The sequence below is a fragment of the Demequina phytophila genome (assembly GCF_000971135.1).
Lineage (GTDB): Bacteria > Actinomycetota > Actinomycetes > Actinomycetales > Demequinaceae > Demequina > Demequina phytophila.
Genome location: NZ_BBLW01000001.1, coordinates 102,223 through 123,414, shown reverse-complemented (window position 1 = coordinate 123,414; position 21,192 = coordinate 102,223). Strand labels below are relative to the sequence as shown.

The window sequence follows — 21,192 nt, the reverse complement described above, 5'->3', positions numbered from 1 at the left end:
TGACCGTAGCGGCTGCCTCTGACGGAGCTCCGGATGTCGCGCGCCTGCTCGTGGCGCGGCCCTGTTTGGTGCGTGCGCGGCCAGAATCGTGGCATGACCTCAAGCTTCGGCTGGCTCGACAACGACGACGCGCAACGCCGCAGGATGATCGAGATCGTGGAGCTGTTCCGCGAGCAGGGCACCATCGACGAGCTCGGTATCGGTTCCATACGCGACACGCTTGCGGATGCCATGTTCCCTGGCACGTCAACCCTTCATACGCGCCTCCGGTACGTGCTGTTCCTGCCGTGGCTCATGCGGCGCGCCGCCGCGAAGCGCACGCCCGACTACATGGCCGCCGAGTTCCGCGAGCTCGAGTTCCGGCTCATCGGCAGCCTGACACAGGGCGGCGAGGTCGAAGGGGTGATGGGCAACGTCGCAGGACGACAGCTCAAGCGCCTGCCGAGCGTCGCCTACTGGTCCGTGCTCGGGCGGTGGGGGATCGTCGATGCCGGCTCGGCGCAAGGGTTCTTCAGGAAGCAGAGCGACTTTCGCAGCCTTGCGCGCCGCACCGCGGCCGCCGACGACCCTGAGGCTCGCGAGCTGCTTCCCTCGTCGGGTATCGACGCGAACCTTCACTCTGCGCCCGAAGATCTCATGGCGAAGGTGACCTTCGTGCTCACGCCCGAGGACGAGGAGTACCTCTCGACACGCATCGCGACATCCACGCACGGCTCGCTGCTCGCGTGGCTGGTCCGCAACCGTCCCGAGAATCTCGGGTCGGGACTTGGCGACACCGCAGCAACAGCGCCCTGGGAGATCGCGAACCTCGACGCGCTCGACCCCGCGAATCGCGCATTGGTCGACCACGCCCGGCGTTTCAGCCTCGTCATGCACGGTGCCGCACTCGTCTACAACGTCGCGCTCGCGCGGAAGTCCGGACGGGATGACGCACGCGACAGGCACGAGGCCGCATTGGTCTCATGGCAGCGTGAGGAGGCGCCCGCGCAGGCGGCCCGCGAATGGGACCGGGCGGCGTTCTGGGCGACCATCGCCGAGCGCAACCCGCGACTGCGGTCGATGACCCGGACGTTCGTCGACGAATGGCTCACGGTGGTCGAAGCCGACGATGACCTGGTGACCAGTCCGGAAGCGGCACGTCTCGTGTCCAATCGCGAGCGTCAGATCAAGGGAGGCCGAGCGCGCCTCCACAATCAGTCGGCCCTGGACCGGTGGTCGGGATCGAGCGGTCTCGGTCGGCTCGCGTATCGCTGGGACATCACTCGCTCGCATCTGGGAGACCTCTACGACGCCCGGGACGCCGCATGACGCTCGCACCCGAGACCCGCGTCCTCCTCACCGACGCGTTGCGACCTCCGGCGGGCTTCGCGCTGGACATCGCCGTCGGCACCACCTACTCGCTCAACCTCACGTCGCTGCTGATGGCGCCGCTCTCGTTCGCGATGCAGGAGCGTACGGCCGACGCGAACGGCGACGCGACCGACCCGATCGCGCTCCTCGAGGCCGTCCGCAGGCATGCGGACCGCACCACGGTGTTCTGCCAGGCCGGGGGAATCGACGTCCCTCCGGCCTACCGCTCGCTTGTAACCTTCGTCGAGGACAGCGTGGTCGAGGTCGTGGCCCCTACGGATGGCGCGATCTTCCACCCCAAGGTGTGGGCCCTGCGGTTCCGTGAGGAGTGCGGCGGACTCCGGCATCGCGCAGTGGTCCTCAGTCGCAACCTCACGCAGGACCGGTCGTGGGACACCGCCCTCGTGCTCGACGAGGACCCGGCCGGTGCCATCGCGGCTCTTCCTCTCGCAGAGTTCGTCGGCTCGCTGCCGGGTCTCGCCCTGCGACCGCTCGGCCCGGCTCGCATGCAGGACATCGCAGAGCTCAGCGCAAGCCTGGCGAGCGTCGCCTTCGCGCCGCCATCGGGCTTTGATGGGGGCGCCATGGTGCCCATCGGACTCGACGGTCGAGACGTCTGGCCGTTCCCGGACGATGCGCATCGTCTCCTCGCCATCAGCCCGTTCCTCACCCGGGGTGGCCTCGACGCGCTGGCAAGCATCTCTCGCGAGAGGACCCTCGTGTCGCGCCAGGAGACGCTGGAGCTCATGGGATCGCGCGCCCTCGATGGCTGGCACGCCAACGTCCTGCAGCGCATCGCCGAGGCGGATCCCGGCGAGGACATCGGGGAGGCAGCGCGAGCGGTCTCCGAATTGGTCGGTACCCACGAGGGCGTGCACGCCAAGACGTATGTGCTGGACCTCAAGGGTTCGCGCTCGATGGTGGTGACCGGAAGTGCGAACCTCACCAGCAGTCGATGGGGCCGCAACGTCGAGTTCGATGTCGTGCTCACTGGCCGTACGCGTGACTGCGGCGTGAAGTCCGTCCTTGACGGCACGGTCGACGCCCCTGGATTGACCCGCATGCTCGAGGCCGTCGACATTGCGGACGCCGACGGGATCGACGACCCGAGCATCGCTGTGACGTACGCGATCGAGGCGTTCCAGCGCGCTGTTGCCGAGCGCGGCATCACGGCAACGGTCCCCACCACAGACGGCGACACCGTCGACCTCGCGGTCCGCATGCGCTGGCCGGAGCCCGTGGTCGGCGAGACGCGCGTGTGGCCGATCTCGCTCGGGCGAGATGCCCACGCCGCTGGCATGGCGGCGGATATGACCTGGCGCCTCGCGAGAGCGAACGTCACCCCGTTCATCGCGGTCGAGACGTCCGCGGGTGAGGGCGACGCTCGCGTCACGCGACGATGCGTCGTGAAGGCCGAGTTGACAGGCGACGTCGGCGACCGGCGCAGGGAGGCGATGGGTTCGGTGCTGCGCACGCCGCAGGACGTGCTCCGCTACCTCGTGTTCTTGCTGGGTGACCCTGCGTACGATGCGCTGCTCGCCGATCTCGCTGGCGCAGGCGGTGAGAGCCGGTGGGGCGACGCGCCTGCCGGCGAGAACCTCGACATCGCATTGTTCGAGCCCATGGTGAGGGCGACGGGACGCGACGAGGGAGCGCTGGCGCGCATCGCAAGCGCCGTTGAGGAGATCCAACAGATGGACCGCGGGCCGGGCCTGCCCGAGGGATTCGAGGAGCTCTGGGCGGTCGTGTGGGCGGTTCACCAGGAGCGACGCTCATGACGAAGCCCGACCAGGAGAAGATCCTCGCGAGCCTCAAGGACTTCCAACGCGACACCGTCGACTACGCGTTCCGTCGACTCTGGACAGACGACGACTGGACCAAGCGCTTCCTGGTGGCCGACGAAGTCGGGCTGGGCAAGACCATGGTCGCGAAGGGCGTCATCGCGAAGACGGTGGACTACCTCTGGGACAAGGAGGAGCGGATCGACATCGTCTACATCTGCTCGAACTCCCAGGTCGCCCGGCAGAACCTCAGTCGCCTCAACGTGGTGGGCGGTGCCGAGATGCGGCACGCCGATCGGCTCACGCTCCTGCCTTCCGTGATCCGCGAGCTGCGGGGACAGAAGATCAACTTCGTGTCGTTCACGCCGGGCACGTCGTTCGCAGTGGGCAGCACCGGGGGAGCGGTGCGAGAGCGTGTGCTGCTCCACTGGATGCTCGCGGAGCGGTGGGGCCGGGACATCGCGCGCAAGGCAGCGTGGGTGAAGTTCTTCCGAGGCGGAGTGAGGCGCGACCGCTACGAGGCGCAGCTCGGGTGGTTCGACACCTCGACCCTCGACCAACGGTTGGTCGACTCGTTCCACGAGGAGGTGGCTCGCGCCGTTGGGCCTCAGGGCGCGCCGTTGAGGGACGAGCTCGAGGAGTGCGTGCTCGAATTCACGCACCTGCGGGGGTGGCCGCCGCAACATCTGCGCTGGAAGCGCGACCACCTGGTCGGAGCCCTGCGACACCTTGTCGCGAAGGCCGGAGTCGAGCACCTCGAGCCGGATCTCGTCATCCTCGACGAGTTCCAGCGGTTCAAGGACGTCCTTGATGGCGACGGCTATGGCGCCGATCTAGCGCGCGAGGTGTTCGACCACGTGAGCGCTCGCGTGCTGCTGCTGTCCGCGACGCCCTTCAAGATGTACACGCTTCCCGATGAGCCAGCCGGCGACGACCATTTCGCAGACTTCAACCGCACGGTCGCGTTCCTTGCGGGCGACGACGCCGCCTCGCGGGTACGCCGCGATCTCAGGACGATGCGCGACACCGCGCTCGCGGGCGCCGCACCGGACGCCGTGGGTGCGCGCGACCGTGTCGAGGCCGAGCTGAGGCGCGTGATGGCACGCACGGAGCGGTTGTCTTCGACGCCCGATCGCGACGGCATGCTGCAGCATCGTGACCTGCCGGGCCTCGCGCTCGGCGCGGGAGACGTGGACGCCTGGGTGACCTTCGACAGGGTCGCCCGCGCCCTCGACAGGCATGACGTGTTCGAGTACTGGCGGAGCACGCCGTACCCGCTCAACCTGATGGAACGCAACTCCTACCAGGTGCGTCAGCACTTCGAGGCGGCCGTCGACAGGGAGGATCCGCACCTCGCCGAGATTCTCGCCGATGCCGGCGGGCTCCTCGAGTGGCAGGACGTGGTGAAGTACCGCGGGGTAGACCCCGGGAACGCGAAGCTACGCGGGCTCTTCTCAGATGTGCTCGACAGGGGAGCGTGGCAGCTGGCCTGGCTCCCGCCGTCGATGCCGTACTACAACCCGCGCGGCGCCTATTCCGATCCCGCCCTGACCGAGTTCACCAAGCGCCTCGTGTTCTCCGCATGGGCTGTGGTGCCGAAGGCCGTCGCCGTGATGACGAGCTACGAAGCCGAGCGGCGCACGGTCGAGGCCAACGGGGGTGCCACCCGCGACTACGACGCGCATCGTCCCCCCACGCCACCGCTGCAGTTCCGGGCCTCGGGGACGACCTTCGCGCTCCTGTTTCCCTCGCCGGCGCTAGCGGAGGTGGGCGATCCGCTCGCGATCGCCCGTGCGGCCGGAACGATGCCGATGGACCGTGACGAGGTCATCGGCATCGTGCGGGCCCGCATCGAGGCGCGTCTGGATACCGTGCGCGCGTACGCGGTCGACGGCGGTGCGACGGACGCACGGTGGTACTGGGTCGCGCCGACTCTCCTTGATCGCGAGCTCGACGCGCGTGCTGGGGACTTCGTGCGCACGCTCAAGGGCCAGGCCGAGGACGAGGCGGACGGGGGCAGCGGGCGGATCGACGCGCACCTGGACGTGCTGTCCGGTATTGACGCGATTCGTACCAGCTCCGATGCTGAAGCGCTCGGGCTCGGAGCGTGGCCGCACGACCTGGCCGAGATCCTCACGGAGCTCGCCCTGGGCGGGCCGGCAGTGGTCGCGCTGCGTGCGCTCGGGCGCGTGTGCGGAGGCGACGCCGTCCGGGCAGAGCCGACCTTGCGCAACGCGGCGTTCACGGTGGCGCAAGGGCTCAGGTCGATGTTCAACAAGCCGGAGATCGTCGCGTTGCTGCGTTCGGAAGGTGGCGAGGCGTACTGGCGCGAGGTGGCGCGCCATGGGCTCGATGGCTGCCTCCAGTCGGTGCTGGACGAGTACGCCCATGTGCTGGTCGAGTCCGAGGGGCTCCAGGACGTTGAGCCGCTCGACCGAGCGGGCACCATCGCGGAGGTCATGCATGAGGCCCTCGCGATCCGCACCGCGACGAACGTGGTCGAGGATGTGCGCGTCGAGGACGGTCGCGTGGTCGCGGAACCTCAACGCATGTCGAGCCACTTCGCCGCAAGGTACGGGCGCTTGCAGTCAAGCGACAGTGCGCTGATGCGCGAGGGCACGGTGCGAGTTGCCTACAACTCGCCGTTCCGGCCGTTCGTGCTCGCGTCGACCTCGGTGGGGCAGGAGGGCCTGGACTTCCATACCTACTCCCACGCGATCGTGCACTGGAACCTGCCGGGCAACCCCGTCGACCTCGAGCAGCGCGAGGGGCGGGTCCACCGATACAAGGGCCACGCCGTGCGCAAGAACGTCGCGCGCGAGTTCGGGCGCCATGGGCTCGACGGCAGCGACGATCCCTGGGCCGATGTGTTCGCAGCAGCCGTCGCCTCGCGCTCAGGCGAGGACTCCGAGGTGGTGCCGTTCTGGGTCTTCGCGCCCGAGGGTGGAGCGAAGATCGAGCGCTACGTACCGGCACTCCCGCTGAGTCGCGAGCTCCAGCACTATCGGAGGCTGTTGCGCACCGTCGTCGCGTACCGGCAGCTGCTCGGCCAGCCCCGCCAGGACGAGCTGATCCAGGCGCTTGGCCAGGCAAGCGAGTGGATGCGGATCGACCTCAGCCCGCCGCGTGTCGGATAAGACTCTCAGAGCGTCCGCCGCCCTCCTGTGACGTCCGACGGCCGCGCGCAGATCAGCCCTCGGACTATTCAGAAGATGCGCGCCGATCCGCGGCTATCGTTCCCGATCTGGATGCGCGCGCTACACAGAGTCTCTAGTCGCAGTTGCCGCAGGCGCCGTTTGCGGCGAGGGTTGTGAAGCACTGGGGACACACTGCGTCCGCGCGCGTTGAGGATCGCCCTACGGACCTCCTGCGTGGCTCCGCGGTGGGAGCGTGAACTCCCATGGCTCCGGCGGCTCCGTCCGCGCGGACCCGTCGGTAGGTGCCCTTGTTATCGACAAACTCGATCATTCCGCGGTCGCGAAGGTGTTGAAGGCGCCGTCGGATGCTTTCTTCGGGGGTGGTGTTGTCGGGGAAACGTTCCATAAATACACCGAGGTTGCGCCGAAAGTCGCGGGTCGTGAACTCTTCGCGACCAAGGGCGTCTACAAAGTCGAGGATGAAATCGTCCCAATCAGATGCCACGGATACGAACCTACCTGGGTCATCATGCACGGCCCGCAACGTTCTCCAGCGCGTCCTGCCCGCGCACGCCCGCGAGCCGTCGAGAGGCGCGAGGGCGCTCCGTCCGCGAGATCTGCAGTTCGGTCAGTCTGCGAGGACATCGAAGTCGTTGACGAATGCGACCGACGCCCCAGCGAGATTCGCAATGACGTCGAGGAACTTCGTCGACGTGACGAACCACTCGCGCCCCGCTCGTCTACCGGGCGATCTGTCGTGATCCGCGGCGTCGATCGCGCTGTGCATACTTCTTTCGAGTTCTTGCACGTTCTCGCACGTGTAGATGCGTAGGAGCCATGGGTCTTCTGGAACGAAGGTGCCGCGAACCTGACTGACGGCTCGGTTTGCGGCATCTCGGCCACTCTGGCCCACCTTCAGCAGAGTCCTGCCGGACGACGGTTCGTATGGATGGCGGAGGTAATGGGGATATGTGTAGACGTAAACACCGGGAATGCCAGACTCCTCGCCCCGGGCGGTACTTTCTGAAGCCTGGCGCGACTCTTCCTCCCGGATGTCGCTGCGCTCCGCGACGGCCTCAAGCCTTTCCAAAGTGGATTCGAGGTGAGCGCGCGCGTCGACACTCCAAATGCCCTCACGAAGCCACTTGCGTACACGCCCGGCGAACTGGCCCGCGAGCACTGGCCCGTTGGGTGCAATGCCCGAAATCAACGTCTCGGCCATGAGCCGGTACGAATAGACGAAGCCGGCGGTCGGAACGCTGAGGCGCTGGGCCACTTCCGTGGGCTCTAGCCCTTGTTCGACCAGGCGATAGACGTCGCCAAGGCGTGTCGAGTCATCCCTGAGTCGGTCACGGATCTCGTCGGCAACGGACTGTCCGCCGAGTTCCCCACTGGGTGCCGCCATTGCGTCGGTCATGTGACCCCCCCTCCTTTGCGGCGCGCCGTCCGAGTCCTGGCATAGAACGCGCCCAACTGCGGTGCCATTACTCGCTGCTCTCCCCGCGCAGGTGCTCGTAGAGCATCGCCGGCAGAGCGTTGCTGAGCAGGTCGAACAGGTCCTTGTTGCTGAAGATGTCATCGACAAGCTGAGGTGTGTCGTCGCGGACGCCCATGATCGCCTGGGCGAAGGCGTTCGGCAGTGCAGGTGACTCGGCGAACTGGTGTGCGGTGTTGACCTCGGCTTGGTGGGCGAGCTTCTCGTCGTGGGCGAGGCGCACGACGATGGAGCCGATGGTGCCGTCGACGACGCCGGGACCGTACTTGTCGCCGAAGCGTTCGTTGAGCTTGGCGATGATCTCCTCGAGGGCGCTGCGGTGCTTCTCGTTGACCGCGCCGGAGCCGATCGCCATGATCGGGTCCAGCCCAGGCCCCTGCTCGAGGGTGAGCCTGACCGCTTCGCCCTTCGTGATCGAGAGCCCCGAGAGCTTGACCTGGGACACGTCGACCGGCTCCTCGTAGGTCGCGGTCGACAGCTGCGGCAGGATGCGGCGCAGGAAGTAGTGCAGGCGCGGCAGGTCAGTGTCCTCGAGGTTGCGGGCTTGGGAGATGAAGTCGTAGAACTTCACGAATGCGCCGGCATCGGACTTGAAGAGCTTGAGCTCGTCCTGCGCGGCCTTGTCCTCGGCCACGAACGCCTCATCCCAACGCGCACGGAAGCGACTCACCGCGGGCGCAGTCGCCGCTGTGATGGCGCTGTTGGTGTTCGGGCCTCCGGTCAGGGCGGCGTCGAATGCTTGCTCGACCTCGCTCATGTCATAGATGCCGGCATTGTCGAGCTTGGACTTGATGTCGTAGATGAGGTTCGCGTCCGTCGTCGCCGTCAGGGTTGCCTTGCGGTAGTACGGCAGGAACGCGTCGAGCACGTCCTGGGGCTCGTTGACGAAGTCGAGGACGAACGTCTTGTCCTTACCTGGATGCGTGCGGTTCAGGCGCGACAGGGTCTGGACAGCCTGGACGCCGCCGAGCTTCTTGTCGACGTACATCGCGACCAGGCGCGGCTGGTCGAAGCCGGTCTGGAACTTCTCCGCAACGATCATCACGTTGTAGGTCGAGGGCTTGAACGCCTCGGCCAGGTCCGAGGTCCACAGGTCGGGGTTCTGGGTCTTCTCCGTGAGGCCTTCGCCGACGTCTTCGGGGTCGTCGACGGTGCCGGAGAACGCCACCAGAGCCTGCACGCCCTGGATGTGGCTCTCGGCGACGTACTTGTCGAGGTACTTCTTCCACCTCACCGCCTCCTTCCGGGAGGCGGTGACGACCATCGCCTTGGCCTTGCCGTCGAGCTCGGTCGCCACGAAGGTGCGGAAGTGGTCGACGACGATCTTCGCCTTCTGCGAGATGTTCGTCGGGTGCAGGCGCACGTACTGCACGAGGGCCTTGACGGCTGTGGACTCGTCGACCTCGCCCGCGCTGTCGTAGTCCGCACCGCCGTGCTGGAGTGACCACGCCACCTTGTAGGGCGTGTAGTTGTTCAGCACGTCGAGGATGAAGCCCTCTTCGATCGCCTGCTGCATCGAGTACAGATCGAACGGCTCCGGCAGCGTGCCGCCTTCAGGGACCCGGCCGAACAGTTCGAGGGTCTTTGCCTTCGGCGTGGCGGTGAACGCGAAGTAGGAGATGTTTGGCGCGTGGGCGGTGACGGACATCGCCCACTGCAGGTACGCCTCGGAGTCGACCTCGGCTCCTTCCGCGACGGCGGCGAGTTCGTCTGGCGACAACACCTTCGTCAAGGCCCCGGCGGTGGAGCCCGTCTGGGAGGAGTGGGCCTCGTCGGCGATGACCGCGAAGCGCTTGCCCTTGAGCTCAGGCGCGGTGTCGAGGAGCTTGATCAGCGCCTCGAAGGTCTGGATCGTGACAATGACGATCTGCTTGCCCCCGGTCAGCGCGGCCGCGAGCCCGGCAGACTTGGAGTGCTCGTCGGCACGGGTGATGGACTTCACCACCCCCGCATGACGCTCGAACTGCGCGATCGCGTCCTGCAGCTGCTTGTCCAAAACCGTGCGGTCCGTCACCACGACGACGGTGTCGAACACCTTGCCGTTGTCGGCGTCGTGGAGCTGGGACAGCTGGTGGGCCAGCCAGGAGATCGAGTTGGTCTTGCCCGACCCGGCCGAGTGCTGGATCAGGTACCGCTGGCCGGAACCCTGGGTGCGGGCGTCGTCGATGAGGCGGGTGACGGCACGCCACTGGTGGTAACGCGGGAACAGGATCTTCTCGACGCGGGTCTTCTTGCCAGTGTCATGGTCGACCTCGGTGTCGACCTGGGTGTGCATGAACGAGCCCACGATCTTCAACCACGTGTCGCGCTCCAGGATCTGCTCCCAGAAGTACGACGATGCGCTGCCGGCAGGGTTGAGCGGGTTGCCCTTGCCCTCGTCATCGCCCTGGTTAAACGGCAGGAACCGCGTCTTGGCCCCAGCGAGCTTGGTCGTCATGGCGACCTCGGAGTTCGAGACCGCGAAGTGCACCAGCGCACGCTTTCCGTACGCGAACAGCGGCTCGCCCGCGGGGTTGCGATCGAACTGGTATTGCTTCGTCGCGTTGGCGATCTTCTGCGTGAAGTCGGTCTTCAACTCGACCGTTGCCACCGGCAGGCCGTTGACGAACAGCACGAGGTCCAGCGCTTTGTAGGGGTTCTTCGCCGAGTAGTGAACCTGCCGCATCACCCTCAGACGCATCTTGCCGTAGGCGGCGAGCGTGTCGGGGTTGTTCGACGTCGCCGGACGGAACTGCGCCATCCGCACCTTCACGGCACCGCCCGTCGGCGGCACGAATGAGAAGCCGCCACGGAGGATCTCGAGAGTGCCGCCGTTCTTGAACGGATCGTTGTCCAGCCTCTTCGCCAGATTCTGGAGGAGCACGCCCTCGGCCGCGCTCCGCTGGGTTGGGCTGTCCGTCGGGCGGACGACCTTCGCATACTCGTCCGGCTGCGTGTCCGCAATCCACCCGAGCACGTCCTCCGGGAACAGTGCCAGCGCCTGGTCGTAGCCTGCATCCGTCGGCGAGTACAACCACCCCTTCGCCTCAAGGTGCTGGCAGATCTCTTCCTCGAGCACCGACTCCAGATGAGCCCCCGCCACACCACTCATGCGTCCACCCCCACCGAGATCTTGCCGGTCACCGCCGCCGAGATCAGCGCCGCACGCCGCTCACGAGCCAAGTCCACGGACGTGCGTGCAACCTCGATCGTCTTGTCGATGTGCGCCAATTCAGAATCAATTGCACGGGCGATCTCAACTTGTTCGTCGATATCGGGTAGCGGAATCGGCAACCGATCGAGGTCGGATTGGCTGACGCGGCGATCGAATGTGGTTTCGGCGCGTGTGAACAGCTCGTACTGGCGACGATAGGGCCGAGACCTCATTGCGTGGTGGAGATAGCGGTCGTGAATCGCTGGACGAAGGCGGAACACGCGGTAGTCCGGGCTCACAGCTCCGTGCGCGTTCGAGACGCCGATTGACCCGCCGACGAGCCACATCGGGTTGACGACCAAGTCGCCCGGTGAGACCAGCAGGTATCGAGGAATGCTGGATTCGTCCGGATTCTGTTTTGAGCTGCGGGGCACTACTTCACCTGAAACGGTGAGCGACTTCATGGCGGCTGCCGAGTTGGCGTTCCGCGTGTCCAACCGCTTCGTGAGCGCCTTGAAGCGTCCTACTGACCAAGTGGAAGGCATTCGGGCAATGAAGTCGCGGATTGCTGCGCTCTGGCTGACGAACTCTGGAATTACACGCTCCGCAGCGTCACCGTCGCGCAAGCCGAAGACGCGTGTGTCGACAACAGTCGCACGGCGTTCGGTGAGGAGGGTGACGAGTTCTTCGTTCTTCGCGATGAAGGCGTCGATCTGTGCGGTCTCCCGGTCCAGGAAGTCCGCGATCGCGACCTGACCGTCGGCTGACGGCACCGGGACATCGATGGTCTTGAGGACCTTGAACGGAACCTCCGTCGTGCGGACGGATCCGCTGTCGTCGCCGGCAGCGATGCCACGCTCGCGTCGGACCATCTCGGATGTAAACCACTCGGACTTCATCAGGTACACGACGAATCGCGGGTCCACCCCGTGTCGCGGCCGCATCACCTCGTAGTGGTAGGTGATGTACCCGGGCTCGCTGGCCACGCCCATTGCACCTGCACGCACGCTCATCTTGTTGAAGACGATGTCGCCCTCCTGGCAGGTCTTGTAGTGATCCAGCGACTCCGCACGCGCCGGGGTGTCCGTTAGCTCGCTCCTTCGAAGGACGCCGCGCGTTTGCGACACCGAAAGTAGCGGGAGATCAGCACCCGGCCGCTTCAGGTCCACTCGCTCGACGAGCGCTCCGAAACGCGTCATCCTTCGACCTCATCAAGCATCTCGCGGAGGTCGGCCATGACTCGCTCGAGGTCGTTGTCGATCTCGTCGAGGGGTCGGGGCGGGATGTACTTGTAGAAGTGGCGGGTGAAGGGGATCTCCGCACCCTCCTTGGTCTTCGACGGGTCGATCCAGGCTTCCGGCGCGTAGGGCAGGACTTCACGGGTGAGGTAGTCGTCGAAGTTCTCGGTCCAGGGGACGTTCTCGGTGTCGCGCAGACTGCTGTCGGGTTCGGGGTTGCCCTTGGTGTCGGTGCAGACGTCGGCGGTGTCGTCCTGCTCGCCGAGGGCGGCGGTGACTGCCTTGAGGATAGGTGCGGCTAGCTTGAGACCCTGCCGAGCGGCGGCGGTCTTGACGGCCTTGTGGAAGGTGTCACGGTTGGTGAACACCGCATCGTCCCCGAGCGATGCAAGCGCCGCCCGCAAGGCTGCCGCCTCGTCCTGGCTGACCTTGGCCAGGGGCTTCCCGTTGAAGACGGCGTCGATGCCCTCTGGCGTGGCCTGCCAGCGGAGCTTGAGGGGGCGCTCGACGGTGATGGTGCGGTAGAGGAAGTCCTCGTTGGTGAAGATCTTGGACTGCTCGGTGTCCTCGAACTCGGCGTAGAGCTTGACGATATCGGCGACGTTGTCGGCGGAGAGTTCGTTGCGCTTGCTCCCGAGCCCCTTGCGGAGCTTGACGTAGAGCTCGCGGGCGTCGATGAGCTGGATCTTGCCGCGCCGCTCGTCGGTCTTGCGGTTGGTGAGGATCCAGATGTAGGTGGAGATGCCGGTGTTGTAGAACATGTCCTTCGGCAGTCCGATGATCGCCTCGACGAGGTCGTTGTCGAGCAGGTACTTGCGGATGTTGGACTCGCCTCCGCCCGCACCGCCGGAGAACAGCGGGCTGCCGTTGAGGACGATGGCCACGCGGGAGCCGCCGTCCTCGACCTTGCGCATCTTGGACACGAGGTGGAGCAGGAACAGCATCGCGCCGTCGGACACTGCGGGGGTGCCCGGGCCGAAGCGGCCCACGAACCCGAGTCGCTTGTGCTCGTCGTCGACGAAGTCGCGCTGGTCCTTCCAGTCGACGCCGAAGGGCGGGTTGGACAGGGCGTAGTCGAACTTCTTGTCTTCGAAGTGGTCCTCGGTGAGGGTGTCGCCGAGGCGGATGTTGTCGACGTCCTGGCCCTTGATGACCATGTCGGCCTTGCAGATCGCGTAGGAGGCGTCGTTGTAGTCCTGGCCGTACAGCGACAGCTGGATGTCGGGGTTCATTGCCCGCAGGCGTTCGTCGGCGACGGAGAGCATGCCGCCGGTGCCGGCGGTGGGGTCATAAATGCTGCGCACGACGCCGGGCTTGGACAGGGCGTCGTCGTCGGTGGCGAACAGCAGCTGCACCATCAGCGAGATGACCTCGCGGGGGGTGTAGTGGTCGCCGGCGGTCTCGTTGGAGCGCTCGTTCGCCCACCGGATCAGCTCCTCGAACACGAGGCCCATCTGAATGTTCGAGACGGTGTTGGGGTGGAAGTCGGCCTGGGCGAACTTCTCCACGACTGCGAAGAGCTTGTTCTTCTCAGCGAGCTTGTTCAGCGTCTTGTCAAACTCGAAGCGGTCGAAGATATCCCGAACGTTCGGAGAGAAGCCTGCGACGTAGGCGGCGATGTTCTGACGCAGATCATTCGGGTCGGCGACGAGCTTGGCGAAGTCGAACGGCGACGTGTTGTAGAACTCGTGGCCCGACGCTTCGGTGAGCTTCATGTGCTGCAGCACCTCCGGCAAGGCGGTCACGGTCGGGGCGGTCTCGAGGACCGCGGCCTTGGTCTCGGCGAGGACCGCGTCGAGACGACGCAGCACCGTGAACGGCAGCACGACTGAGCCGTACTCGGAGGGCTTGAACGGGCCCCGCAGAGACTCGGCGATGTTCCAGATGAACGAGACGTGATTGACCACGGGTAGGCACTCCTGCGTGTAGCTCGGGACGGGATCGCGCATCGGATACGCGCAGACCACCATCCTGGCGCAAATCAAGACTCAGGGCGTCTGCCGCGCGGTGGTGTCGGTCGGGCTTCGGCGAGCACCGATGCTCGGATAGCCATTTCCCTCAGCCGTAGGTGCATGGAAGCGAGCACCCGGTACTATTCGGCGAGTAGCAAGAGAGGTCAAGGCTTGGAGCGATCGCGCGTCACGGAGTTGCACTACATGGTCCCCGTAGACAACATCACGTCGATCCTCGAGGTTGGGATCTTGAGTCATGCGCGTAGCGGTGCGATTCCGCATCTGTCTGTGGCGAACGAAGACGTCCAGCGACTTCGCGCAACGAAGGCCGTCCCGCCGGGGCGTCCCCTTCACGAGTATGTAAACCTTTACTTCGATGCGCGGAATGCGATGATGTTCGCGATCCGGGATCAACACCCGATCGTCCTTCGCGTATCGGCTCAAGTTCTCGACCTGCCAGGGGTCGTCGTGACGGACGGCAACGCTGCCAACGCCGCCACCAAGTTCGAGCCAGCGGGATCTGGCTTGGATCTGCTCGATCCGGATCGGGTGTACGCCCACTCTTGGAACTCCGATGACTACTGGGAGAAGTGTGAGCGCAAGCGTCAGCGGCAAGCGGAGGTTCTCGTTCCTGACGTCGTGCCCGCGACGTACATCACCGGAGCGTACGTCCGGAACAGGTTCGACCTGGCGCGGTGTCAGACAGTTGCGGGAGACTTGATTGTGGAGGTGAATCGCCGTGTCTACTTCGATGACTAGCTCGAGCAACGTGGTACTTCGGTCGGGCGACTTGCTCCTATCGACTTCCCAGACCTTGGTGAACACCGTCAACACAGTTGGTGTCATGGGCAAGGGTATTGCGTTGGCGTTCAAGCAGCGCTACCCGGCAATGTACGACGACTACAGGCGACGTTGCGAGCGAAACGAAGTGCTGCTCGGGGAGCCCTACGTCTATGGGGTCGGTCAGCGCAAGATAGTCAATTTCCCGACAAAGGCGCATTGGCGGTCGGTTTCGAAACTAGACGACATCGTCGCCGGACTCGAGTACTTGCTGGCGCATTACAAGGATTGGGGCGTTTCGTCGATCGCCGTGCCACCCCTCGGTTGCGGCAATGGGCAACTTGAGTGGGACGTCGTCGGGCCAACTTTAGTGCGCTACCTCTCGCGTATGGACATACCTGTCGAACTCTATGTCCCGGCGGGGATTGCTGCTGAGAGTGGGGTCGATGCCTTGTTTGATGATGCTCGTCTAGAGCGTAAGAGGAAGGTTCCCGCGGAGTGGATTGCGGTGGTTGCCGTCTTGGACCGCCTCCAGCGCACGCCCCTACATTGGCCAGTCGGGCGGGTGTTCTTCCAGAAGTTGGTCTACTTCGCCACGCAAGCAGGGATTGAGACCGGTCTCCATTTTGAAGCCGGTTCCTACGGTCCTTTTAGTGGTGAACTCAAGCGTCGCATCGCCCAACTGCAGAACAACGGCCTCGCGATTGAGTCCCAAACGGGGAAGATGTTTGAGGTCCTGGTTGGTCCGACCTACCGTGATGCGGTCGAGAGCGTGAGGCATGAGCTGGAGCCCTTCCGCGAACAAGTGATGCGTACCGTCGATCTGATGCATCGCATGAATCTACGCAGTGCCGAGGTGGCCGCCACGGTGCATTTTGTGGCGGCGGAAGCCGAGCGGTCTGGTGGTCAACCGCCAACGTTCTCGGCCGTTGCGAGCAAGGTCGAGGAGTGGAAACCGGGCCGCTTTTCCGACTACGAGATCGCAGATGCCACGCTGCTGTTGTGCACGCAGAGATGGAGCCGCATCGTCGTCGATGAACGAGCTTCACGCCTTGTTGAGGCGCGCGCCGGAGACTAGATCGCTATGGACGCCAACGATCGGGGCCCATGCCGCGATGACCGCTCGAGGCCCATCGCGGATTCCGGTACCGCCCACATCGCCTTTCGAAATGGAGGCTCGGTCACGGCAATGATCCCTGGGCGATAGCTTGACATCTGCGCCCAGGTAGTGCGTGATTGCGCGGAACACGGGCCAGTCGACCATTCGGTTTCGCCTGACACTGCGAATAGTTGAAGACGCTCCCCCGGTCGCCTAGGCTCGGGCTGCTCGCTTCAACCTGGCGATCTGGCGCCCGTGCAGCGGGCTAGGTAGCAGCAAGGTGTCCCCGGACCAAGGTCCCTCGCGCCGCGTACAAACACGCCTACCGTCGCAAGAGGAGGCGTGTCATGGACGACATCCGGATCCTCGAGCCCCAGGGACTCGACGCTCTCATCGCCGAGTTGCGCCGTCGCGGCTACCGCGTCGTCGGGCCGACCCCGCGGGGCGACGCGATCGTCACGGGCGACCTCTCCTCGGCTTCCGACCTCCCGCAAGGCATCGGCGACGAGCAGGAACCCGGCAGGTACCGCACGCGACAACGCGACGACGACGCCTACTTCGGCTTCGCCGACCCCGCCCAGTCCACCAAGCCGGTGTTCTTCCCGGCCGAGGAGGTCGTCTGGCGCGGCCGTCGAGAAGAGGGCCACTTCAGCGTCGAGCGCGACACTCCGGAGAACCAGCCAGTAGCGCTCCTCGGCGTAAGAAGCTGCGACCTCCGCGCCGTCCAGATCCACGACGCCGTCCTCGCCGACCGGCCCTTCCACGACGCCCACTACGTCGCCCGCCGCGACGGCACCTTCACGGTCGCGGTCGCCTGCGTGGAGCCCGCCGCCACCTGCTTCTGCGCTTCGATGGGCACCGGTCCGCGCCCGGCCGCCACGAATCCTCAGACAGGAGAGCCCGCCTACGACCTCCTCCTCACGGAAGTGATGGAGCCCGAACACCTCTTCGTCCTCGAGGTCGGCACCGACCGCGGCAGGGAGGTGGCCGACTCCATCGACACCACTCCGGCCGGCCCCGAGGCACAACAGGACGCCATCGCGGTCACCGAGGCCGCAGCAGCACGACAGGCAAGAAGCATCAACACCGACACCATCCACGACGTCCTCCAGGCCTCCGCGGAGTCCCCGCGATGGGACGACGTGGCGAGCAGATGCCTCGCCTGCACCAACTGCACCCTCGTGTGCCCCACCTGCTTCTGCACCACCATCCAGGACACCAGCGACCTCGCCGGCGACAACGCCGAGCGCCACCGCGTCTGGGACTCCTGTTTCTCCGAGAACTTCAGCTACATCCACGGCGGGCCCCTCCGCGGCGACGTCAAGGCCCGCTACCGCCAATGGATCACCCACAAGCTCTCCAGCTGGGAGGACCAGTTCGGCATGCTCGGCTGCGTCGGCTGCGGCCGCTGCATCGCCTGGTGCCCCGTCGGCATCGACATCACCGAGGAGGCCGCCGCGCTCGGCCGCATGGCCACCGCCGGATCGTCCTAAGGAAGGGACGATGCGCGCGGTGCGTGAGATGCGCCACGCCGGGACCCATATGGGCGGGCGGTGTCGGTGCGCGCCGGTACGGTGAACCGACGCGCCGTCCTGCAGGGTCGCCGGGCGCGCGCGACGACGACTCACCGTGACTGAGGGGCACCCATGAGCGACACCACGACCGCGCCAACCACTGCACTCGCGCTGCCAGGGGACTTCCAGGACCGCGTGTTCAAGGCGATCGCCGTTCAGCGGCCCGCGGTGATCGCCTTCATCAAGGAGATCCGTCGCAAAGACCCGTCTGCATCGCCCGCAGAGGTGATGAAGAAGATCGAGTCTCAGTACCTCGCGACTATCACCACGGCGAGCGCCGCGGCCGGCGCCACCTCGACCATTCCCGCCGTCGGCATCGGCATCGCCGTCGGGCTCGGCGTCGCGGACCTGGTGTTCTTCTACGAGACGACCGCCTTGTTCGCGCTGTGCACCGCCGAACTCCGCGCGATTCCGATCGACGACCCGCAGCGCGCGAAGGCCGTGGTCCTCGGTGCGCTGCTCGGGGAGAAGCGCAACAGCCCGGTCACGGGCATCGTGCTCTCGGCCCTGCCCGCTGGCGCGACCATCGCCGGCGCGCGCGACGCCGCCGGTAAGGTCGCCGCCGGTGCCAACCCCAAGTGGGGCGATCTCCTGGCCCAGCAGCTGCCCGACTCGGCGCTCGTGCCTGTGGCCATGGTCCTGGCGCGCGAGTTCTTCGTCAAGGAGGGCTCGAAGGCGGCCGTGAAGATCGGGTCGAAGGCGATCCCGCTGCCGCTGGTCGGCGCCGTCGCAGGCGGCGCGACGAGCCTCTTCTTCGGCAACTCCGTGGTGAAGGGCTGTCGCGAAGGCTTCTCCGCGCCGGCGGACACCTGGCCCGAGTGGCTCGAACTCACGTACAGCGATGGCTCTGATGAGCCCGAGCCTTCGCGAGCCGTCCTCGCGATGCGCGCGGCCGCCGACTCCGCGAAGGAACTGGGCGAAGGCGCCTGGAGCAAGCTGTACGACGCCACGGACGTATTCCGCAGTGTCGACCTCGACGGCGACGGCGTGCCCGACGAGGCGCGTGCCCTCACCGCCCTCAAGGGTGCTTCCACGGCCGTGGGAGCGGCCACGGGCGATGCTGCGAAAGCGGTGGGCGCCGCTGCGGGCGGTGCGGCGAAGTCCCTCGGATCGTTCGCAAGCGGCGCGAAGGGCTCGCTGTCCGGCGCGCTCAGGCGTGGCAAGCGCGACGGCGTGGAGGCACCGGAGGGCTGAGCAGGGGTTCGCGCCGGCAGTCGCGGTCGCACCTACGCCGCAACCCCCCGGGGCAGCGCGACCCGCCTGATGTCGAGCGCGTCCTGCGACACGATCGTGAGCAGCTCCTCGCGCCCCGCCGGCAGCAGCCGCACCGTCACGGTGCCATCAGAAGCCCCGTCGAGCGCGCCCGCCACCGCGCCCACCACGGCCTCGGTCTCGGCGGAGGACAGCGGCACCCCCAGGTCGTCCAGCAGCGTGACGTTGACCCCGCGCGAGCGCGCCCGCGTCGCGGCGGCCACGATCGGCGGCAGCGACAACCCGTGTCCGCGCACCGAGTCGCGCAACTGCGCCTCGACGCGGATGATCTCCTCGCGCATCTCGTCGGTGAGCGGCTGTCCCGACGCGATCACGGTGAGCACGGGCCCCACGATCTCGCCCAGCTCGTCCGCGCGCTCGTCCTGCACGCGACGCGCGGCCTCGACGGCGCTCGCGGCGGCCGCGGCCTCCACGGACCTGCGAGCCAGCGCGTTGATGCGCCACGTCGCGCGGCGGAGCGCGCTTCCGAACAGCGTTGCGATGAGCAGCAGCAGCACCTGCGGGCTCGCCAGCAGCAACCCGGAGACCACGCCCCGCCCCGACAGCTCCGCCCAGACCATCGTCTCCACCAGCATGGCCAGGCCTCCGGTCCACGCCAGCAGGATCCGCCGGCGAAGGATGAGGAACCACAGCAGCCACGTGTTGGCGCCCAGGTACCAGGTCGACCGCCCCAAGTCGCCCTCGTCGGGCAGCGCATAGAGGACCAACGCGGACGACGCCACGACGATCCCGAGCGTCACGAAGGTCAGGTTGTGCGCGAACGGGTCCGGGTGCGGCCGGGTCACCACGAACCCTCCGACCGTCACCAGCGCCACCGCGACGTAGGACGCCCACACGTGGTCGAGAAGATCGGCCGTGCTCGCCACGAACATGACGTTCGAGACCACGTAGACCGCGAGGATCAGCTGCGCGCCGCGCGAGCGCAGCCCGAGCAGCCGGCTGATGTCGGTGCCGCGCCCCTCCGGAAGGGTCTCCTCCGCGATCATCGGGCGTCCTCCGCCCGCCACCACAGCTCGACCGTGGTGCCCCTGCCCGGCTTCGACGAGATCCGCGAGCCGCCCCCGGCGAGCGCCTCCATGCGCCCGCGGATGCTCACCTGCAGCCCGAGCCGCCGCGCCGACACGGACTTCGGCACGAACCCGCGGCCGTCGTCGCGCACAGTCACGCGCACGTCCCCGTCCGCGACGGTGACGGTAAGCACGCGAGAAACGCGTTCGCCCGGCTCGCCCGCGTGGATCACGCTGTTGCGCATCGCCTCGCCCGCGGCCTCCGCGAGCGCGGTCACCGCGGGCGCGGGGACCTCCTCCGTCGCGGTCACCGTCGCCTGCACGATGATGTCGTCGCTGATCGCGCTCGCCGTGGCGCGGAGGGCCGCGACCACCTGCGTCGGGGGATACGCCGCGTCGCCCGTGCGTGCGCCGCGGATCGCGGCGACGTAGCCGAGCGCGCGCTGAGCTCGTTCCGGCACGGTCTCGTTGACCGGCTGGCGGACGGCGGCGAGGAGGACGGAGATGATCTCGTCGTGCACCACGGCGTTGATGCGGGCCTGCTCGCGTTCGCCGGTGCGCTCGGCGGCCTCGCGGGCGGCCTCCGCGCGGGCGCGTTCCGCCTCTTGGTCCTGGCGAGCGGCCGCGGTGACCACACCCGCACCCGCGCCGGTGAGGATGAGCGACGTCACCAGGGCGCCGATGCCGTCGAGCAACGACTGCTCGAGGTCGCCGCCGCTCGCGAGGTACTCGACGATCGCCACCAGCGGACCCTGCGCGACCGCGAACAGCCACACCGGCGGGCGGTTCCACGCCACCGCGAGCAGCGTCGCGTGGATCGCGCCGTAGCCCTGCAGCCACGGCGCGGCGCCGTCGGCGAGTGCGTCGCCGGTCATCATCGGCACCCACAGGAGCTGCGCGAGCACGAAGCCGAGCGCGCCGGCGGTCACCAGGGTGCGCAGCACCCGCATGGGCGCGAACCACGCCAGGATCGCGTAGCTCGCCGGCATCGCGGCGCCCACCAGCACGCTGAACGCGCCGAACGGCGCCCGGAGCTGGTCCATCTGCGCGAGGAAGCCGTTGGGGCCGTTTGCGAGCAGGATCACGAAGAGCGCGGTCGCGACGCCGGTGGCGAAGTATGTGGTGCGCTGCATGCGTTCGCGCGCGCTGCGCGGGGCGACGGCGAGCGCGTCACCACGTGCGTCGTCGTCCGATTCCGAGAGCGCTCGGGGGCGCGCGCTCGTCTCCATCCATGCCCTCCCGCAGGTTGTGAAGCCATCCTAGGACGCCGTTATCCCAGCCGCTCGACGGCCAAGGCGCCTGGAAGCAGGGCGGTTGCGGTACCCGCGCATCGTCACCCGGACCAAGGTCCCTCGCGCCTTCCTCTCAGCGGCC

Annotated in this window: 14 protein-coding genes; 7 read left to right on the top strand and 7 right to left on the bottom strand. The window is 66.9% G+C overall.

What is annotated here, in order from left to right:
• Window positions 1-33: 33 nt before the first annotated feature.
• The 3 genes from AOM01_RS00580 to AOM01_RS00570 are packed head-to-tail and all read left to right on the top strand — an operon-like array spanning window position 34 to window position 6,268.
• Window positions 34-1,308, top strand: a complete 1,275-nt coding sequence (locus tag AOM01_RS00580) for a DUF6361 family protein (protein ID WP_169746485.1) — start codon at window positions 34-36, stop codon at window positions 1,306-1,308.
• The gene (locus AOM01_RS00575; protein WP_062287469.1) at window positions 1,305-3,128 is read left to right on the top strand and encodes a phospholipase D family protein; all 1,824 of its coding nucleotides are present in this window, start codon (window positions 1,305-1,307) and stop codon (window positions 3,126-3,128) included. The genes AOM01_RS00580 and AOM01_RS00575 overlap by 4 nt, the downstream gene beginning before the upstream one ends.
• Window positions 3,125-6,268 (top strand): helicase-related protein, encoded by a 3,144-nt coding sequence (locus AOM01_RS00570; RefSeq protein ID WP_062287467.1) that lies wholly within the window; start codon window positions 3,125-3,127, stop codon window positions 6,266-6,268. The genes AOM01_RS00575 and AOM01_RS00570 overlap by 4 nt, the downstream gene beginning before the upstream one ends.
• A gap of 133 nt (window positions 6,269-6,401) precedes the next feature.
• On the opposite strand, the gene AOM01_RS14810 is transcribed toward AOM01_RS00570, so the two are convergent.
• The 5 genes from AOM01_RS14810 to AOM01_RS00550 form a co-directional block, all read right to left on the bottom strand.
• Window positions 6,402-6,773 (bottom strand): hypothetical protein, encoded by a 372-nt coding sequence (locus tag AOM01_RS14810; RefSeq protein ID WP_169746484.1) that lies wholly within the window; start codon window positions 6,771-6,773, stop codon window positions 6,402-6,404.
• A gap of 123 nt (window positions 6,774-6,896) precedes the next feature.
• Window positions 6,897-7,685 carry a GIY-YIG nuclease family protein gene (locus tag AOM01_RS00565; RefSeq protein WP_062287465.1) on the bottom strand — a complete coding sequence of 263 codons (789 nt, stop codon included), beginning with the start codon at window positions 7,683-7,685 and terminating at the stop codon, window positions 6,897-6,899.
• A 67-nt stretch (window positions 7,686-7,752) separates the two neighbouring features.
• Window positions 7,753-10,854, bottom strand: a complete 3,102-nt coding sequence (locus AOM01_RS00560; RefSeq protein WP_062287462.1) for a type I restriction endonuclease subunit R — start codon at window positions 10,852-10,854, stop codon at window positions 7,753-7,755.
• Window positions 10,851-12,095 (bottom strand): restriction endonuclease subunit S, encoded by a 1,245-nt coding sequence (locus AOM01_RS00555; protein WP_062287459.1) that lies wholly within the window; start codon window positions 12,093-12,095, stop codon window positions 10,851-10,853. The genes AOM01_RS00560 and AOM01_RS00555 overlap by 4 nt, the downstream gene beginning before the upstream one ends.
• Window positions 12,092-14,041 (bottom strand): type I restriction-modification system subunit M, encoded by a 1,950-nt coding sequence (locus AOM01_RS00550; RefSeq protein WP_369401479.1) that lies wholly within the window; start codon window positions 14,039-14,041, stop codon window positions 12,092-12,094. Before AOM01_RS00550 ends, AOM01_RS00555 begins: the two co-directional genes overlap by 4 nt.
• 165 nt (window positions 14,042-14,206) lie before the next feature.
• Here AOM01_RS00550 and AOM01_RS00545 point away from each other — a divergent pair, with 165 nt between their 5' ends.
• The 4 genes from AOM01_RS00545 to AOM01_RS00530 all read left to right on the top strand — a co-directional run bounded on the left by AOM01_RS00545 (window position 14,207) and on the right by AOM01_RS00530 (window position 18,733).
• Window positions 14,207-14,845, top strand: a complete 639-nt coding sequence (locus AOM01_RS00545; protein ID WP_082109856.1) for a DUF4433 domain-containing protein — start codon at window positions 14,207-14,209, stop codon at window positions 14,843-14,845.
• Window positions 14,838-15,944, top strand: a complete 1,107-nt coding sequence (gene darG, locus AOM01_RS00540) for a type II toxin-antitoxin system antitoxin DNA ADP-ribosyl glycohydrolase DarG (RefSeq protein ID WP_062287450.1) — start codon at window positions 14,838-14,840, stop codon at window positions 15,942-15,944. The genes AOM01_RS00545 and darG overlap by 8 nt, the downstream gene beginning before the upstream one ends.
• A gap of 368 nt (window positions 15,945-16,312) precedes the next feature.
• Window positions 16,313-17,458, top strand: a complete 1,146-nt coding sequence (locus AOM01_RS00535; protein WP_062287447.1) for a 4Fe-4S dicluster domain-containing protein — start codon at window positions 16,313-16,315, stop codon at window positions 17,456-17,458.
• Between the two features lie 153 nt (window positions 17,459-17,611).
• On the top strand, window positions 17,612-18,733 hold the full coding sequence (locus AOM01_RS00530; RefSeq protein ID WP_156155762.1) for a hypothetical protein: 1,122 nt from the start codon (window positions 17,612-17,614) through the stop codon (window positions 18,731-18,733).
• Window positions 18,734-18,765: 32 nt separating this feature from the next.
• Here AOM01_RS00530 and AOM01_RS00525 read toward each other — a convergent pair whose 3' ends face one another.
• Together AOM01_RS00525 and AOM01_RS00520 are read right to left on the bottom strand one after the other, a co-directional pair.
• Window positions 18,766-19,797, bottom strand: coding sequence for a DUF8320 family protein (locus AOM01_RS00525; protein ID WP_062287441.1), 1,032 nt, complete (start codon window positions 19,795-19,797; stop codon window positions 18,766-18,768).
• Entirely contained in the window at window positions 19,794-21,047 is a 1,254-nt protein-coding gene (locus AOM01_RS00520; RefSeq protein ID WP_062287438.1) for a sensor histidine kinase, read from the bottom strand. The genes AOM01_RS00525 and AOM01_RS00520 overlap by 4 nt, the downstream gene beginning before the upstream one ends.
• Window positions 21,048-21,192: the final 145 nt, after the last annotated feature.